Annotated in this window: 14 protein-coding genes; 11 read left to right on the top strand and 3 right to left on the bottom strand. The window is 63.3% G+C overall.

Annotation, left to right across the window (positions count from 1 at the left end):
- Positions 1-2: 2 nt before the first annotated feature.
- Positions 3-3,038 (top strand): TonB-dependent receptor, encoded by a 3,036-nt coding sequence (locus ACQKOE_RS13375; RefSeq protein ID WP_427513221.1) that lies wholly within the window; start codon positions 3-5, stop codon positions 3,036-3,038.
- Between the two features lie 527 nt (positions 3,039-3,565).
- On the top strand, positions 3,566-4,153 hold the full coding sequence (locus tag ACQKOE_RS13380; protein WP_427513222.1) for a hypothetical protein: 588 nt from the start codon (positions 3,566-3,568) through the stop codon (positions 4,151-4,153).
- Here ACQKOE_RS13380 and ACQKOE_RS13385 read toward each other — a convergent pair.
- Positions 4,150-5,451 carry a hypothetical protein gene (locus tag ACQKOE_RS13385; protein ID WP_427513223.1) on the bottom strand — a complete coding sequence of 434 codons (1,302 nt, stop codon included), beginning with the start codon at positions 5,449-5,451 and terminating at the stop codon, positions 4,150-4,152. The genes ACQKOE_RS13380 and ACQKOE_RS13385 overlap by 4 nt on opposite strands.
- A gap of 101 nt (positions 5,452-5,552) precedes the next feature.
- Between ACQKOE_RS13385 and glpK the strand changes: the two genes are divergently transcribed.
- The gene (gene glpK, locus ACQKOE_RS13390; protein ID WP_427513224.1) at positions 5,553-7,049 is read left to right on the top strand and encodes a glycerol kinase GlpK; all 1,497 of its coding nucleotides are present in this window, start codon (positions 5,553-5,555) and stop codon (positions 7,047-7,049) included.
- Between the two features lie 19 nt (positions 7,050-7,068).
- On the opposite strand, the gene ACQKOE_RS13395 is transcribed toward glpK, so the two are convergent.
- The gene (locus ACQKOE_RS13395; RefSeq protein ID WP_427513381.1) at positions 7,069-7,254 is read right to left on the bottom strand and encodes a hypothetical protein; all 186 of its coding nucleotides are present in this window, start codon (positions 7,252-7,254) and stop codon (positions 7,069-7,071) included.
- Between ACQKOE_RS13395 and ACQKOE_RS13400 the strand changes: the two genes are divergently transcribed.
- Both ACQKOE_RS13400 and ACQKOE_RS13405 read left to right on the top strand, forming a co-directional pair.
- Complete coding sequence (locus ACQKOE_RS13400; protein WP_427513375.1) at positions 7,177-7,392, top strand: sigma-70 family RNA polymerase sigma factor; 216 nt, start codon at positions 7,177-7,179, stop codon at positions 7,390-7,392. The genes ACQKOE_RS13395 and ACQKOE_RS13400 overlap by 78 nt on opposite strands.
- A gap of 36 nt (positions 7,393-7,428) precedes the next feature.
- Positions 7,429-8,127, top strand: coding sequence for a Crp/Fnr family transcriptional regulator (locus ACQKOE_RS13405; protein WP_427513225.1), 699 nt, complete (start codon positions 7,429-7,431; stop codon positions 8,125-8,127).
- 140 nt (positions 8,128-8,267) lie between these two features.
- Here the strand turns inward: ACQKOE_RS13405 and ACQKOE_RS13410 are convergent, their stop codons facing one another.
- Positions 8,268-8,951, bottom strand: a complete 684-nt coding sequence (locus ACQKOE_RS13410; RefSeq protein WP_427513226.1) for an OmpW/AlkL family protein — start codon at positions 8,949-8,951, stop codon at positions 8,268-8,270.
- A 269-nt stretch (positions 8,952-9,220) separates the two neighbouring features.
- Between ACQKOE_RS13410 and ccoN the strand changes: the two genes are divergently transcribed.
- From ccoN to ACQKOE_RS13440, 6 genes are read left to right on the top strand one after another with little or no spacing between them, the layout of a single operon-like run.
- The gene (gene ccoN / locus ACQKOE_RS13415; RefSeq protein WP_427513227.1) at positions 9,221-10,876 is read left to right on the top strand and encodes a cytochrome-c oxidase, cbb3-type subunit I; all 1,656 of its coding nucleotides are present in this window, start codon (positions 9,221-9,223) and stop codon (positions 10,874-10,876) included.
- A gap of 14 nt (positions 10,877-10,890) precedes the next feature.
- Positions 10,891-11,655, top strand: a complete 765-nt coding sequence (gene ccoO / locus ACQKOE_RS13420; protein WP_427513228.1) for a cytochrome-c oxidase, cbb3-type subunit II — start codon at positions 10,891-10,893, stop codon at positions 11,653-11,655.
- Positions 11,652-11,840, top strand: coding sequence for a cbb3-type cytochrome c oxidase subunit 3 (locus tag ACQKOE_RS13425; protein ID WP_374589567.1), 189 nt, complete (start codon positions 11,652-11,654; stop codon positions 11,838-11,840). Before ccoO ends, ACQKOE_RS13425 begins: the two co-directional genes overlap by 4 nt.
- A complete protein-coding gene (ccoP, locus tag ACQKOE_RS13430) occupies positions 11,830-12,753 on the top strand; it encodes a cytochrome-c oxidase, cbb3-type subunit III (protein WP_427513229.1) in 924 nt (307 codons plus the stop codon). The genes ACQKOE_RS13425 and ccoP overlap by 11 nt, the downstream gene beginning before the upstream one ends.
- Positions 12,740-14,194 (top strand): cytochrome c oxidase accessory protein CcoG, encoded by a 1,455-nt coding sequence (ccoG, locus tag ACQKOE_RS13435; protein WP_427513230.1) that lies wholly within the window; start codon positions 12,740-12,742, stop codon positions 14,192-14,194. Before ccoP ends, ccoG begins: the two co-directional genes overlap by 14 nt.
- A complete protein-coding gene (locus tag ACQKOE_RS13440; protein WP_427513231.1) occupies positions 14,191-14,652 on the top strand; it encodes a FixH family protein in 462 nt (153 codons plus the stop codon). The genes ccoG and ACQKOE_RS13440 overlap by 4 nt, the downstream gene beginning before the upstream one ends.
- Positions 14,653-14,708: the final 56 nt, after the last annotated feature.

Genomic DNA, 14,708 nt, shown 5'->3' on the forward strand with positions numbered 1-14,708 from the left:
CCATCCAAATCCACCGCGCACGCCTCCAATCCAACAAGGCGTCGTCATATCCCACCAAACTCAACCCGAATACGTGGGCTCCTTGCAGCGGTTACGATGATGATACCAGCAGCACGGAAATCATCGTTACCGCGCAGCGCTCCAACCAGCGGCTTCAGGACGTTCCGATCGCGGTCAGCGCTTTCAATACCGAAGCGCTCGAAAAGCAGCAGATCAAGAACACGTCCGACCTGCAGCTCTCTCTTCCGAACGTTACCTTCACCAAGACGAACTTTACCAGCGCCAGCTTTACCATCCGCGGCATCGGTGACCTTTGCGTCGGCGTGACCTGCGACAGCGCGACCGCCATCCACATGAATGACGCGCCGCTGTTCGGCACCCGCCTGTTCGAAGGCGAGTTCTATGACCTGGCGCAGATCGAAGTGCTGCGCGGTCCGCAGGGCACCCTGTTCGGCCGCAACGCCACCTCGGGCGTGGTCAACTTCCGCACGGCGCGTCCGGACCTGACCGCTTTCGGTGGCAACGTCGAAGCCGAGTACGGCAATTACAACTCGGTCAAGCTGAAGGGCGCGGTCAACCTGCCGGTTGGCGATACCTTCGGCATCCGCGTTGCCGGTTTCTACCTGAACCGCGATGGCTACACGACCAACATCTTCGACAATTCGAAGATCGACGACCGCGACATGTACGGCGTGCGCGGCTCCATGCGGTTTGAACCGGCCGCTGGCACCACCATCGACCTGATGGCGCAATACTTCCATGAGCGCGACAGCCGCATGCGCATCCAGAAGCAGATGTGCCAACGCGATCCGACCGGGGTCCTGGGCTGCTTGAATGGCGACCGCAAGTTCGAGATGACCAACGCCAACAGCACCTTCGTGGGCGTGCTCACCTCGCAGCAGTTCTTTGCAACCCAGGGCGTACCTGGCGCATTCGCACTGGGCAGCCTCTATGGCACCGGCCACACGCCGGCCGCTCCGGTCTATGGCGTTGATGCCTACAGCTGGGCCGGGGGTACCAATCCGGCGGATTACCGCACGGTCAACACCGACTTCCCGACCTCGTACTTCACCCAGGAATGGATCGTTCAGGGCTCGATCGACCAGGATCTGGGCGGCGGCCTCAGCATGAAGGTCAGCGGTAACTATCAGAAGGTGGACCTGGATTCGAGCCAGGACTACAACCTTTCGGTCCAGAACCGCGCCCTTTATACTCCGGCGCTGACCGCGCTGAGCGGCGTTGCCACCACCGGCATCGGTCTGCCCGGCTCGGCAGCCTATTTCGCTCCGATCGCGGCGGCTCTGATCCCCAATGGTCCCAACGGCGTGCTCTGCACCTCGCTGCCGGAAGAAACCGGCACGGGCGCATTCGGTGGTCACCGGATCTGTTCCTCGACGCCGCAGGACTTCGACCGTTCCAACCAGAACCATTCGAACTGGACGGCTGAAGCAATCCTGTCGTCGGATTGGGACGGGCCGCTGAACTTCCTGCTCGGCGGGATCTACGGCAAGCTCCACATGACCGAGAACAGCTACTACATTGACTCGTTCGGGATTGACTACTTCACCAGCGTCTTCGGTTCGTTCACCGGTATCGGCAGCTTCAATCCGGACACGGGCACTTATGCCCTGCCGCCGGCCTATCTGGGTACGCCGACTTATCGCAACAACTCGGACGATCTGCGGGTGACCACTTACGGTCTGTTCGGCGAAGCCTATTTCAAGTTCGCTGACGACCTGAAGCTGACCGTCGGTCTGCGCTACAACAACGACAAGAAGGAAATCACGGCGCGCACCACGCTGGCCAGCTTCCTGGTCCCCTATGGTTCGACCAACGCCTATACTTCTCCGTTCATTGCCGCTTACGATGCGGATGCGGGTACTGCCGGCAATCAGCCGTTCCAGGTCCGCACCGCGAAGTTTGCGGAAGTGACGGGCCGTGCGGTGCTGGATTACAACATCACCCCGGACAACCTGCTCTATGCCTCGTACTCGCGCGGCTACAAGTCGGGCGGTATCAACCCGCCGCTTTCGCCGGTGTTCTCGGTTCCGGAAGCTTTCTCGCCGGAATTCGTCAATGCCTTCGAAATCGGTTCGAAGAACCAGTTCGGCAATGTGACGCTGAACCTGACCGGCTTCTACTATGACTACAAGGGTCTGCAGCTTTCGCGCATCGTTGCCCGCACCTCGGTCAACGACAACGTGGACGCCACGATCTACGGTCTTGAAGCAGAAGCCATCCTGCGTCCGACCCCGGAACTCACCCTCAACCTGACGGGCAGCTACCTGCACGCCGAGGTTTCGGGTGATAAGATGCTCGCCAATCCGCGTGACTTCGGTGCCGGCCGTGCCGACGCCGTGATCATCAAGGACATCACCAACGGTGCGAACTGCGCTGTCGCATCGAACAGCGGCAACGTGGCCGGGGTGAATGCCTTCGTGGGTGCGGTGAACAACATCATCAACGGCGGCGTCGACACCGATCCCACCAAGCCTGGCCTGGAAATCAAGCCCGGTGCAGGGCTTCAGACCACCACCTATGCCTTCCCGGCAGGCGGCGGCATCAACTCCACCGGTGCCTTCAGCATCTGCGGCATGTTGAGCGCTCTTGCCTCCACGGTGGGCGCGGCGCCGTCCATCGGCGGCGTGACGGTCTACTCGTCCGGTATCCCGACCAACATCAAGGGCAACAAGCTGCCGGGCGCTCCGGACTACAAGTTCTCGGCGGGTGCGCAGTATGCTGCTTCGCTCGGCGAACTGACCCTGACCCCGCGTGCGGACTTCGTCTACACCGGCAAGTCGGTGGGCAACATCTTTGGCGGCGTCGTCAACGAAGTGCCCAGCTTCACCCAGGTCAATGCCCAGATCCAGCTGGATGGCCCGGACAAGAAGTGGTTTGCCCGCGCCTGGGTGCAGAACCTGTTCGATAAGGACTCGATCACCGGTCTCTACGTGACCGACCAGTCCTCGGGTAACTACACCAACGTCTTTACTCTTGAACCGCGCCGCTTCGGCATCACCGCGGGGATGAAGTTCTAAGTCAGCAATCCCTGGGAGGGGTGCTTACGCGAGGGGCTCCGGACTTGTCCGGGGCCCCTTTGCCTTTGGCCGAGCGATGCGAAGTCCAGAAACCGAGAGCCCCGACCGGAATGAACCGGCCGGGGCAATGACGGGCGACGCCATAGCGTCAGACAGGAGACTGCGCGGGGACAGACCGCGCAGTCCGGTATTAATCATGCCAAGGTTTAACGTGGGTAACGACCCGTTAAGCAAAACCCCCCAGGCAGTTACGCGACGATCGAGGCTTCGATCGCGATGCGGATGGCTGGCCAAAAAATGCTCATGTCGGCAGAATCAAGAATTCGAGCGATTCCAAATTTAGCAAACGCGTACTAGGCGTGGATGGAACGTCTGTGCATCTGCATAGCGTCAACAATGCAAAGAAACCAAGCCGCTAGCGTGGCCGTTGTCCCTTCAAAGCGGCGCTCGGCGATTGCGTAGTCTTTGGGCCGTTTTGCTTGAGTCCTGCTCTCGACAAGCGCGGCCCCCTTGGGCAGGTATGCCGCATGAACTTGCGCCGCATCGCCCTGGGCTTGGTGCCCTGCCTGGTCGCCGGGGCGCTGCCCGTGGCGGTCCAGGCGCATGGGGCAGGGCAGGGCGCGAACGAGCTGCTTCCCGACAATACGGCAGCCTGCATCTACGAAACCATGCCCGCCGAAGACCGCGAAATCGCCCTGCTGCTGATCTCGCGCGAATTTGCCGGTGGTGGCCGGTTCGGCCAGTCCTCGCGCAATCTGGACACGATCAACGAACTGATCGAGGAATCGCACAGCCGCTGTCTGGCGCGGTTCAACTGGTCGGTCGGTCGCTCACAGTCCGCTACCGGCTATGCGCTGACCGCGATCCTGGCGGACGCTCTGGAGCAAAGCCTGCAATCCATCGGCCTGAGCGCGGCGCCCTTGCATGCATTCTATCGCGAAAACCGGCACCTTCTGACGGGCCGTGACCGCCTGCCTGCCGCGCAGCGGGATCGCCTGACGGCCTTCGTCAAGGCGCAGGGCTGGGCCGATCCCAAGGAGCCGGAACTGGCCTTGGCTGCGCTCTATGTTGAATCCTTGATGCTGAAGGACCAGGCGCAGCGCCAGTTCCGCTAGGGCAGGGCCGACAGCGAGAGCAGGGCACGATAGGCCTTGAGCCGTTTACCGGCGGGCAGGCTGTCGATTGCCTCGAAGGTTTCAAAGCCGAACCGGCACAGCTGCCCGCTGTCCATCCGGTCGGTCTGGCTGGCCGAGTGGGCGAGCAAGGGTGACACTTCCCGGTTGAAATAGCGTTCCGCCACCGCGGGTTTCAGCGCCTTGGCCTGTTCGGGGGAGAGCAAGAGGTCAGTCATCACCGCATCTTCTTCGGCGGTGAACCGGGTTTCTTCCGGATCTTCGGCCGGGGCGGCAAGGGTTTCGGGAAAGCAGCCGGGATAGCCCCGCGCGCGCTGATTGCGCGCGGCCAGGACATAGGCGGCCAGCGCCCGGTCAAGCAGCGCCTCGCTCGCCGTGGGCAACAGCTCAGCCGCCTGGACGATCAGCGCGGCGCGGCCGATCCGCGTCGCCTCGGCCAGGGAATAGCCGCTGTTCGCGCTGCGCCAGATGTCTCCCACCGCCGTCTCGGTCGGCGCGGGCAGGCGGGTCATGGCGGCGCGCCACAAGGGCTGTTCCAGCAAGGCGGCGCGCACTGCATCGCGCGTGATCGCGCCGGGCGGAGCGGGCACTTCGGATGTCTCGGCCACACGGCTGACCAGGTGCGAGGACAGCAATTGCTCCTGATCCGGCAGCCACATGTTCTGGTGGTCAAAGCCCAGCGCCTTGTCGATGAAGGCGGGGTCCGCGCCTGCCATTTCATAGGCCAACCGCAGCGTGTCGTTGCCGTTGACGCCGAACACCAGGGTCGAATCCAGCTTGCGGTCGGTCGGTGGGCGGACCCCGGCGGTATTGCCATTCTCATCTACCATCACTGCCTGATGAAAACCCAGCCGCGCCAGCGGGCCGATCACGCGCTGCTGGCCCGCCGCGAAAATCTGGGTGCAGGCCGAGGCGCAGTAATATTCGACATAGGTGTCCAGCCGCCGCTTGCGCACCAGGGCCGAAACCAGCCGCCCCTCGATCGTGAACCCGCCGGAGGAAGAAAGGTGCACCCGCCGGACTCGGGGCGCCTTGTCCAGTGCCGCTTTGACCTGATGGAACGCCCCGTCGAGGAACATGCCGACGAGGTACAGCGTCTCGCCATCCGCCGACAGGCTGACCTTCAGCGGCGGTTCGGGCGCTTGCGGCACCGCCGGAACGGGCCTGGCGGCAGGCGGCAGGGGCTGCGCGGCTACCGGCGGGGAAGCGCCGGCGAGGGCCAGCAAAACAGCGCCAAGGCTGGCAAGCGGGGGAGTGCGGCGCGGCATAAGCAGAAACATGGCACAATCCCCTGCCAACTGGAACACCCGCGCAATTGGCGGATTGGAAGCGGCCTGCGGAAATGGCATAGCGCAGCAAACGAAAAACACAGGGAAAGCAGATGTCAGGCTATATCGGGTCGATCGATCAGGGCACCACCAGCACGCGCTTCATCATCTTTGATGCCAAGGGTGAGATCGTGTCGCTGGCCCAGACCGAGCATGAGCAGATCATGCCCCGGCCCGGCTGGGTCGAGCACGATCCGCTGCAAATCTGGACCAATACCCGCGACGTGATCGGCGCGGCGCTGGCCCACGCCAATATCGCTGCGCACGAACTGGCCGCCGTGGGGATCACCAACCAGCGCGAGACGACCCTGCTGTGGGATCGCCAGACCGGCCAGCCGGTGCACAATGCGCTGGTCTGGATGGATACGCGGACCGACCAGCTCGTCGCCGAATTCGCGGCCAATGGCGGGCAAGACCGCTTTCGCGCGCGCACCGGCCTGCCGCTGGCCACTTACTTTTCCGGCCTGAAGCTGCGCTGGCTGCTGGACAATGTCCCCGGCGCGCGGGACCGGGCCGAGCGGGGCGAGCTGCTGTTCGGCAATGTCGATACCTGGCTAGCCTGGAACCTGACCGGCGGGCCGCAGGGCGGGCTGCACATCACCGACGTCACCAATGCCTCGCGCACGCAGATGATGGATCTCGAACGGCTTGACTGGGACGAGGAAATTCTGGCGGAATTCGGCGTGCCGCGCGCCTGCCTGCCGCAGATCCGCAGCTCCAGCGAAGTCTATGGCCAGTGCACCGGCGTGCTGGACGGCGTGCCGCTGGCCGGAATTCTGGGCGATCAGCAGGCCGCGCTGTTCGGGCAGGCCTGCCTTCACCCCGGCGAGGCGAAGAACACCTATGGCACCGGCTGCTTCATGCTGATGAACACCGGGGAAAAGCCGTTCCCGTCAAAGGCCGGACTGCTCACCACGCTGGGGTACAAGCTGGGCGATGCGCCGGCGGTCTATGCGCTGGAAGGGTCGATCTCGATTGCCGGGGCGCTGGTGCAATGGCTGCGCGACAACCTGGGCCTGATCCAGCACGCCAGCGAGATCGAGGATCTGGCCGCGAGCGTGGAGGACAATGGCGACGTCTATTTCGTCCCCGCCTTTCCCGGGCTCTACGCGCCGCACTGGGATGCCAGCGCGCGCGGGGTGATTGCCGGACTGACGCGCTTTGCGGGGAAAGGCCACCTGGCCCGCGCCGTGCTGGAGGCCACGGCCTTCCAGACCCGCGAAGTGCTGGATGCGATGACGGCCGACAGCGGCGTGGCGATCCGCGAGCTGCGCAGCGATGGCGGCATGGTGATGAACGAGCTGCTGATGCAGTTCCAGTCCGACATCCTGGGTGTTCCGGTGGTCCGGCCCAAGGTGGTTGAAACGACGGCGTTGGGCGCAGCCTATGCGGCTGGCCTGGCGGTTGGTTACTGGGACAGCCCCAGCCAGATCGCAAGCAACTGGGGCGAGGACAAGCGCTGGAACCCGGCCATGGACGAAGCGCGGCGCAGCCTGCTTTACGGCAAATGGAACAAGGCGGTCGCCCGCAGTCGGGACTGGGTGGATTGAAAATAAGCGGTCTTATCGCTCACATTCGCGCGAAGCGCCTGATCGGGTACAGTTTGAATCCATCGATGACGCCTATGCCGACAGCGACTCGGCCTTTGCCGACGAACGGCCCGATGCCTTCGCGATCCTGGCCGACGAGGAACTTCGCGACCGCCTTGCAGTTGCAATTTCCCAGCTGCCAGAACGGCTGCAATTGATTGTACAATTGTACTTCGTGGAAGAGCTAAACCTGTCTGAAATCGCTGAAACAATTCAGGTTTCGGTGCCGCGCGTGCACCAGCTGAAAGCCCAGGCAATTGATCGATTACGTGTCGCTTTGGCGGGAATAGCCGACATCATCTGACTTGAACTTTGCGAGCCAGGGGAGCAATGAGGCCCCATGTCCGCCTGCGATACCTGCGTTGTCCGTAACCGTGCCATCTGTTCTTCGCTGGATAACGAGGAACTGAAAGCGCTGAACGCGATCGGTCGCCGCCGCACGCTGGAACCCGGCGAATCGCTGATGTGGGAAGGGGAGGACTCGGTTCTCGTCGCCAACGTCATCGACGGGGTGCTGAAGCTGTCCACCGGGACCGAGGACGGGCGCGAGCAGATCGTGGGCGTCGTCTATCCTTCGGACTTCATTGGCCGCCCCTTCGGCGCCACTTCCGGGCACGGCGTTACCGCGCTGACCGAATCCAAGGTCTGCGTGTTCTCGCGCCGCGATTTCGATGCCTTTGCGCGCGAGCATCCGGGGCTGGAGCACAAGCTGCTGCAACGCACCCTGGCGGAACTGGACCGCACGCGCCGCTGGATGCTGCTGCTGGGCCGCAAGTCGGCCAGTGAAAAGCTGGCGACGTTCCTGCTGGAAATGTCCGAACGCCTGGTGCAGCCGGGCTGCGTCGACGCGCCGGACCAGCCGCTCAAGACCTTTGCCCTGCCGTTCTCGCGCCAGCAGGTTGCCGACGTGCTGGGCCTTACCATCGAGACGGTGAGCCGTCAGTTCACCCGGTTGAAAGCGGAGGGGATCATCGATCTGCCTTCCCGCCGCGAGGTGGCGATTGTCGACCGCGATGCCTTGATGGCCGAAGCGGGATGAAAGCCGGGCGCTCCCCCCCATCTGCTGCAAAGCAAAGGGGGAGAGCCTGCACCGCCTGCGAAAGCCTGGCAGACCCTCCCCCGACCCCGATCTTGCGACAGGGGAGCTGGGTGGCGGCTGCCGCAGCAGCCGCCGAAAGCTCAGAAGCGGTAGGAAACGCCGCCCGAGACAACCCACGGATCAAGCTTGTGATCGGTGGAGAGCACTTCGGTCGTATCCGCATAGAAGTGCGTGGTCGTCTTCATGAAGTACTTCTTGGCGTCCAGGCTGATGCCCAGGCCAGCGTCGTTCACCGGAACGTCAACACCGGCTTGCAGGGCCACGCCCAGCTTGTTGTCAAGCTTCAGGCTGGTGGCGCCCAGACCGGCGGGAACAGTGCCGGGCTTTTCGTTGAAGTAGAAGAACAGCGACGGGCCGACGCCGACATAGGGCTTGACCGGGCCGACATTGGCATGGGCCTTCAGCGTTACGGTGGCGGGCAGGATCAGCACGTCATTGGCGATGTTCGCGCCGTTGATCGAACCGGTGCCGGTCACCTTGTGCTTGGTGAAGCAGCAGATCGTTTCGACCGAGAAGTTGGGCGAAACGAAATATTCCACGGCCAGGGTCGGCACCCAGTTGTCGTTGGCGACGGTATCGGGCGTCGCGCCGAGAGCGGTGGCGACAGCGGGGGCAGCCGAATTGACCTTGTCGATCTTGCCATCGGGCAGAACGCCGGTGGCCATGACCTTGACCTGCAGCTTGCCTTCGGCACTGCCGGCCTGGGCGGGAGCGGAAAGCATGGTGGCGGCAGCAAGGGCCGCAGCGATGGTGAGCTTCTTCATAGTGTCCCTCATGTTCCTTTTGTCCGACGGGGCCCCGCAAACGGTTGCACTTGCAGCCAGGGTTGCGGGCGGCGTCGAACGGGCTTTTGCGCCAATGCTGCACGTGCAAACATTGATCGAAAGCAATTTACCGCTGATTTCCTGTATTTTTTATTACCGCTGCGGAATTTGATCCCGGTCAATGCCGCATTGCAGTGAGAGGTCGAAACGGGTAGTGGACTGCTGTATTAGCACATCCTGATTAAACCCATCTTGAGGGGAAGGGGCCAATGGAATCTCTGGTAGCCCGCGCTGGCTGGTGGCTGGTAGCGTTGCTCTTCGCCATGTTCATGTTCGCGAATTCGCTTGATACCGGATTCGCGATCCACATGGCGATTTTTGCTCTGGCGGCACTTGCCGGGCTGGTACTCAGCCTGCGCAATGCCGACTATAAACTTGCGGTGGCCGGTCTGCGGCCGACCGTGGACCAGTCCCGTTACGACGATGGCCTGGTCCGCGCCGGGGTTATCCTGACGACCTTCTGGGGTTGCGTCGGGTTCCTGGTCGGTCTGTACATCGCGCTTCAGCTGGCCTTTCCGGTGCTGAACCTGGGCTTTGAATATACGACCTTCGGGCGGCTGCGGCCGCTGCATACGTCGGCCGTGATCTTTGCCTTCGGGGGCACGGCGCTGATTTCGACCAGCTTTTACATCGTGCAGCGCACCTGCCGCGCGCGCCTGGCTTTCCCGGCGCTCGCGAAGTTCGTGTTCTGGGGCTATCAGCTGTTCATCGTCCTGGCCGCGACCGGCTATGTCCTGGGGGTTACCCAGGGCAAGGAATATGCGGAACCGGAATGGTACGTCGACCTGTGGCTCACGCTGGTCTGGGTGGCCTACCTGGTGGTTTTCGTCGGCACGATCATCAAGCGTACCGAACCGCACATCTATGTGGCCAACTGGTTCTTCCTCAGCTTCATCCTGACCGTTGCGATGCTGCACCTGGTCAACAACGTGAACATTCCGGTCAGCCCGTTCGGGTCCGCATCCTATCCGCTGTGGGCCGGGGTCCAGGGCGCGCTGGTGCAGTGGTGGTACGGCCATAACGCGGTCGGCTTCTTCCTGACCGCCGGCTTCCTGGCCATGATGTACTACTTCGTGCCGAAGCAGGCAGAGCGTCCGGTCTATTCCTATCGCCTGTCGATCGTGCACTTCTGGGCGCTGATCTTCCTCTACATCTGGGCCGGTCCGCACCACCTGCACTATACGGCTCTGCCGGACTGGGCGCAGACCCTGGGCATGGTCTTCTCGATCATCCTGTGGATGCCCAGCTGGGGCGGCATGATCAACGGCCTGATGACGCTGAACGGCGCCTGGGACAAGGTCCGCACCGACCCGGTCATCCGCATGATGGTGATGTCGATCGCGTTCTACGGCATGTCGACCTTCGAAGGCCCGATGATGTCGATCAAGTCGGTCAACTCGCTGTCGCACTATACCGACTGGACGATTGGCCACGTGCACTCGGGCGCACTGGGCTGGAACGGCCTGATCACCTTCTCGGCCGTCTACTTCCTGGTCCCGCGCCTGTGGAACCGTGAACGGATGTATTCGCTGCGCATGATCAACTGGCACTTCTGGCTCGCCACCATCGGCATCGTTTTCTACGCCGCCTCGATGTGGGTTGCGGGGATCACCCAGGGCCTGATGTGGCGCGAATATGGCGCTGACAACTATCTGGTGAACTCGTTCGCCGAAACGGTCGAAGCGCTTCACCCGATGTACCTGGCCCGCGCATTCGGCGGTGTCCTGTACCTCTCGGGCGCTCTGATCATGGCCTACAACGTGTGGCAGACGATTGCCGGCAACCTCCGCCAGGAAGAGCCGCTGCGCCAGGCTGCCTATGACCAGAACGCCGACCGTCCGCTGGTCGCCGTGCCGGCCGAATAAGGGGGATCTTCAAAATGTCTTCTGAAACCAAGAAAGAGCCCTGGGCCCGGCACAAGAAGCTGGAAAAGAACGTGGCCCTGCTCGGCGTCTGCGCCTTTGCGGTGGTCACCGTGGGCGGCATCGTGGAAATCGCTCCGCTGTTCTGGATCGACAACACGATCGAGAAGGTGGAGGGGATGCGCCCCTACACCCCGCTGGAGCAAGCCGGGCGCGACATCTATGTCCGCGAAGGCTGCTATGTCTGCCACAGCCAGATGATCCGTCCGTTCCGCGACGAGGTCGAACGCTATGGCCACTACAGCCTGGCCGCGGAATCGATGTACGACCATCCGTTCCAGTGGGGTTCCAAGCGGACCGGGCCGGACCTGGCCCGCGTCGGCCTGAAGTACTCGGACGAATGGCACGTCCAGCACCTCAAGAACCCGCGTGACGTAGTGCCGGAATCGGTCATGCCGCCCTATGCCTTCCTGGCCGAGCGGGAACTCAATCCCGGCGACATGGGGGCCAAGCTGACCGCGCTCTACCGCGTCGGGGTTCCCTATACCGCGACCGACATCAAGCAGGCCAATGCCGACCTCAAGTCGCAGGCCGATCCGATGGCGGAAAACGGGGACCTGCAAAAGCGCTATCCCAAGTCGCAAGTGCGTGACTTTGATGGGCAGCCCGACAAGCTGACCGAGATGGACGCCCTGATCGCCTATCTTCAGGTGCTGGGTACCATGGTCGACGTCAATGCGCCGGCGGCACAGGAAGTGCTGGCCAAGGAGAAGGGCCGGTGACCGGACACTCCACTTACGAAACGCTGCGGCACTTCGCCGATAGCTGGGGACTGGCAGCCATGGTGCTGACCTTCCTGGCGCTGGCAGCCTGGCCTTTCCGCCCCAGTGCGAAGAAGGCCAACGAAGAAGCCGCGAACATGATCTTCGCCGAAGACAGCCTTGGGGGTGACGACAATGGCGGATAAGAAAATTGACGAGCCGACTGGCGTTGAAACCGTCGGTCACGAATGGGATGGCATCGAGGAACTGAACAACCCGCTGCCGCGCTGGTGGGTGATCACCACTTACCTGACGATCCTGTTCGCCATCGGCTATATCGTGGTCTATCCCGCGGTCCCGCTGCTCAACAAGGGCACCGAAGGGCTGTGGGGCTGGACCAGCCGCGGCCAGCTCGCCCAGGAAATGGCCGAAGGCGCTGCCAAGCGCAAAGCCGCGACCGACGCGATTGCTGCGACCCCGCTGGAAGACCTGGTCAAGAACGAACAGCTGATGCCGCTGGCCGTGGCTGGTGGTTCGGCCGCCTTCAAGCAGAACTGCGTGCAGTGCCACGGCTCTGGCGCGGCTGGCTCGATCGGCTATCCGAACCTGAAGGACGAGGACTGGCTGTGGGGTGGTTCGATCAACGACATCCACACCACCTTGCTGCACGGCATTCGCGCGGCTGACGATCCGGCCACCCGGACCAGCCTGATGCCCAGCTTCGGCAAGGACGGCATCCTGACCCCGGCCCAGGTCACCGATACGGCATCCTATGTCCTGTCGCTTTCGGGCAAGCATCCGAATGATGCGGCGGCCCAGCGCGGCGCGGCCAACTTTGCCGCCAACTGCGTGGCCTGCCACGGCACCGACGGCAAGGGCCTGCGTGCATTCGGCGCGCCGAACCTGACCGACGCGGTCTGGCTCTATGGCGGCAAGATGGAACAGGTCACGGCCTCGATCCACAAGGCCCATGCCGGCGTGATGCCCGCCTGGAGCAAGAAGCTGGACGCCGTCACGATCAAGATGCTGGCAGCCTATGTCTACTCGCTGGGGGGCGGTGAAGAAACTGTGAGTGCACCTGCCACGCCTGCGAGTGGAACCGGAAATGCTCAACCCTGAACCTGCCAGTACCAGCCTTTATGCGAAGCGTGAGCCCGTCTACCCCAAAGCGGTAGACGGGCGCTTCCGCCGCTTCAAATGGGCGGTGATGATCCTCACCCTGGGGATCTATTACATTACCCCGTGGCTCCGCTGGGACCGCGGACCCTATGCCCCGGACCAGGCCGTGCTGGTGGACCTTGCCCACCGCCGGTTCTACATGTTCGGGATCGAGATCTGGCCGCAGGAATTCTATTTCGTCGCCGGCCTGCTGATCATGGCCGGGATCGGCCTGTTCCTGGTGACCAGCGCTGTCGGGCGCGCGTGGTGCGGCTATGCCTGCCCGCAGACCGTCTGGACCGACCTGTTCCAGCACGTCGACCGCTGGGTCGATGGCGACCGCAACGCCCAGATGCGGCTCGATGCCGCGCCCTGGGGCCCGAAGAAGATCTTCAAGCGCGGTCTGAAGTGGTCGATCTACCTGTTCATCAGTTTCTGGACCGGCGGCGCGTGGATCATGTACTTCGCCGACGCTCCGACGCTGACCGTGGACTTCTGGACCGGACAGGCCGCGCCGGTCGCTTATGCTACCGTTGCCGTGCTGACCGCGACCACCTTCGTCCTGGGCGGCTTCATGCGCGAACAGGTCTGCGTCTACATGTGCCCCTGGCCGCGCATCCAGACCGCGATGCTCGATGAAAAGAGCCTGATCGTCACTTACAAGGACTGGCGCGGGGAAAAGCGCGGCTCGGTCAAGCAGGCGCTGAAAGACCCGGAAATCGGCGACTGCATCGACTGCAACGGCTGCGTCAACGTCTGCCCGACCGGCTATGACATCCGCAACGGGCCGGACATCCGCTGCATCACCTGTGCGCTGTGCATCGACGAGTGCGACAAGGTGATGAAGGCCATCGGCCGCCCGCGCGGCCTGATCGACTATGCCACGCTGGAGGATTGCGACGCCGAACGCCGGGGCGAGGCTCCGCGCCCCATCACCAAGGCGCTGTTCCACACCCGGACCCTGATCTACACCGGGATCTGGGCCGCCATCGGCTTTGCCCTGCTGTTTGCCCTGGGCACCCGCGACCGCATCAACATCAAGGTGCAGAAGGACCGCAATCCGCCCTATACCGTCCAGTCGAGCGGGGAGATCCGCAACGACTATACGGTCAAGCTGCTGAACATGCAGTCGCGCCCGCGCCAGATGCAGGTCAGCATCGACGGCCTGCCCGGCGGCAAGTTCTGGACCAATGACATGCCCCGCGAAAAGGCCGCGCGCGCCTTGACCCTGACCGTTCCGGCGGACCGGGTGGAGCCGCTGCGGGTCTATGTCGTCGCGCCCGACGGATCGAAGGAGCAGTCCTTCACTTTCCGCCTGCAAGCCCTGGATGGCGAGCGCGAGGCGGATTCCAACGAAGCACGCTTCGATTCCCCGATCGAGGATGAGGAAACCAGCGAATGAAAGCCTTCACCACCGGACCCTTCACCGGCAAGCACTTTGCCGCGATCATCGTGGCCTTCTTCGCCGTGGTGATCGGGGTGAACCTGTTCATGGCCACCCAGGCCAGCGCCACATTCGGCGGGGTCGTGGTCGAGAACTCCTATGTCGCCAGCCAGCACTTCAACAAGTGGCTGGACGAGGCGGCAAAGGAAAAGGCGCTCGGCTGGACCGCCCAGGCCCAGCGTCAGGCCGATGGCCGCATTGCCGTGACCTTGACGGGGGCACCGGCCAGCCAGGTCGCCCTGACTGCCGTGGCGCGTCACCCGCTGGGGCATGACCGTGACAAGGCACTGGCCTTTACCCGCCAGGGCGATGGCTCGTTCCTGTCCGACGCCGCCATTCCCGCCGGTCGCTGGCGGGTGCGGCTGGAAGCAACCGCCGGCGCGCAGCGCTGGCGCACTGAACAGGACGTGCGGTGAACGCGAATTCTCCTGTCCCGCTGGAGGCGGCGGGCGAAACGACCGTCCTGGTCGTG

Origin of the sequence: Novosphingobium sp. NPDC080210 (assembly GCF_050281025.1) — a bacterium.
Taxonomy (GTDB): Bacteria; Pseudomonadota; Alphaproteobacteria; order Sphingomonadales; family Sphingomonadaceae; genus Novosphingobium.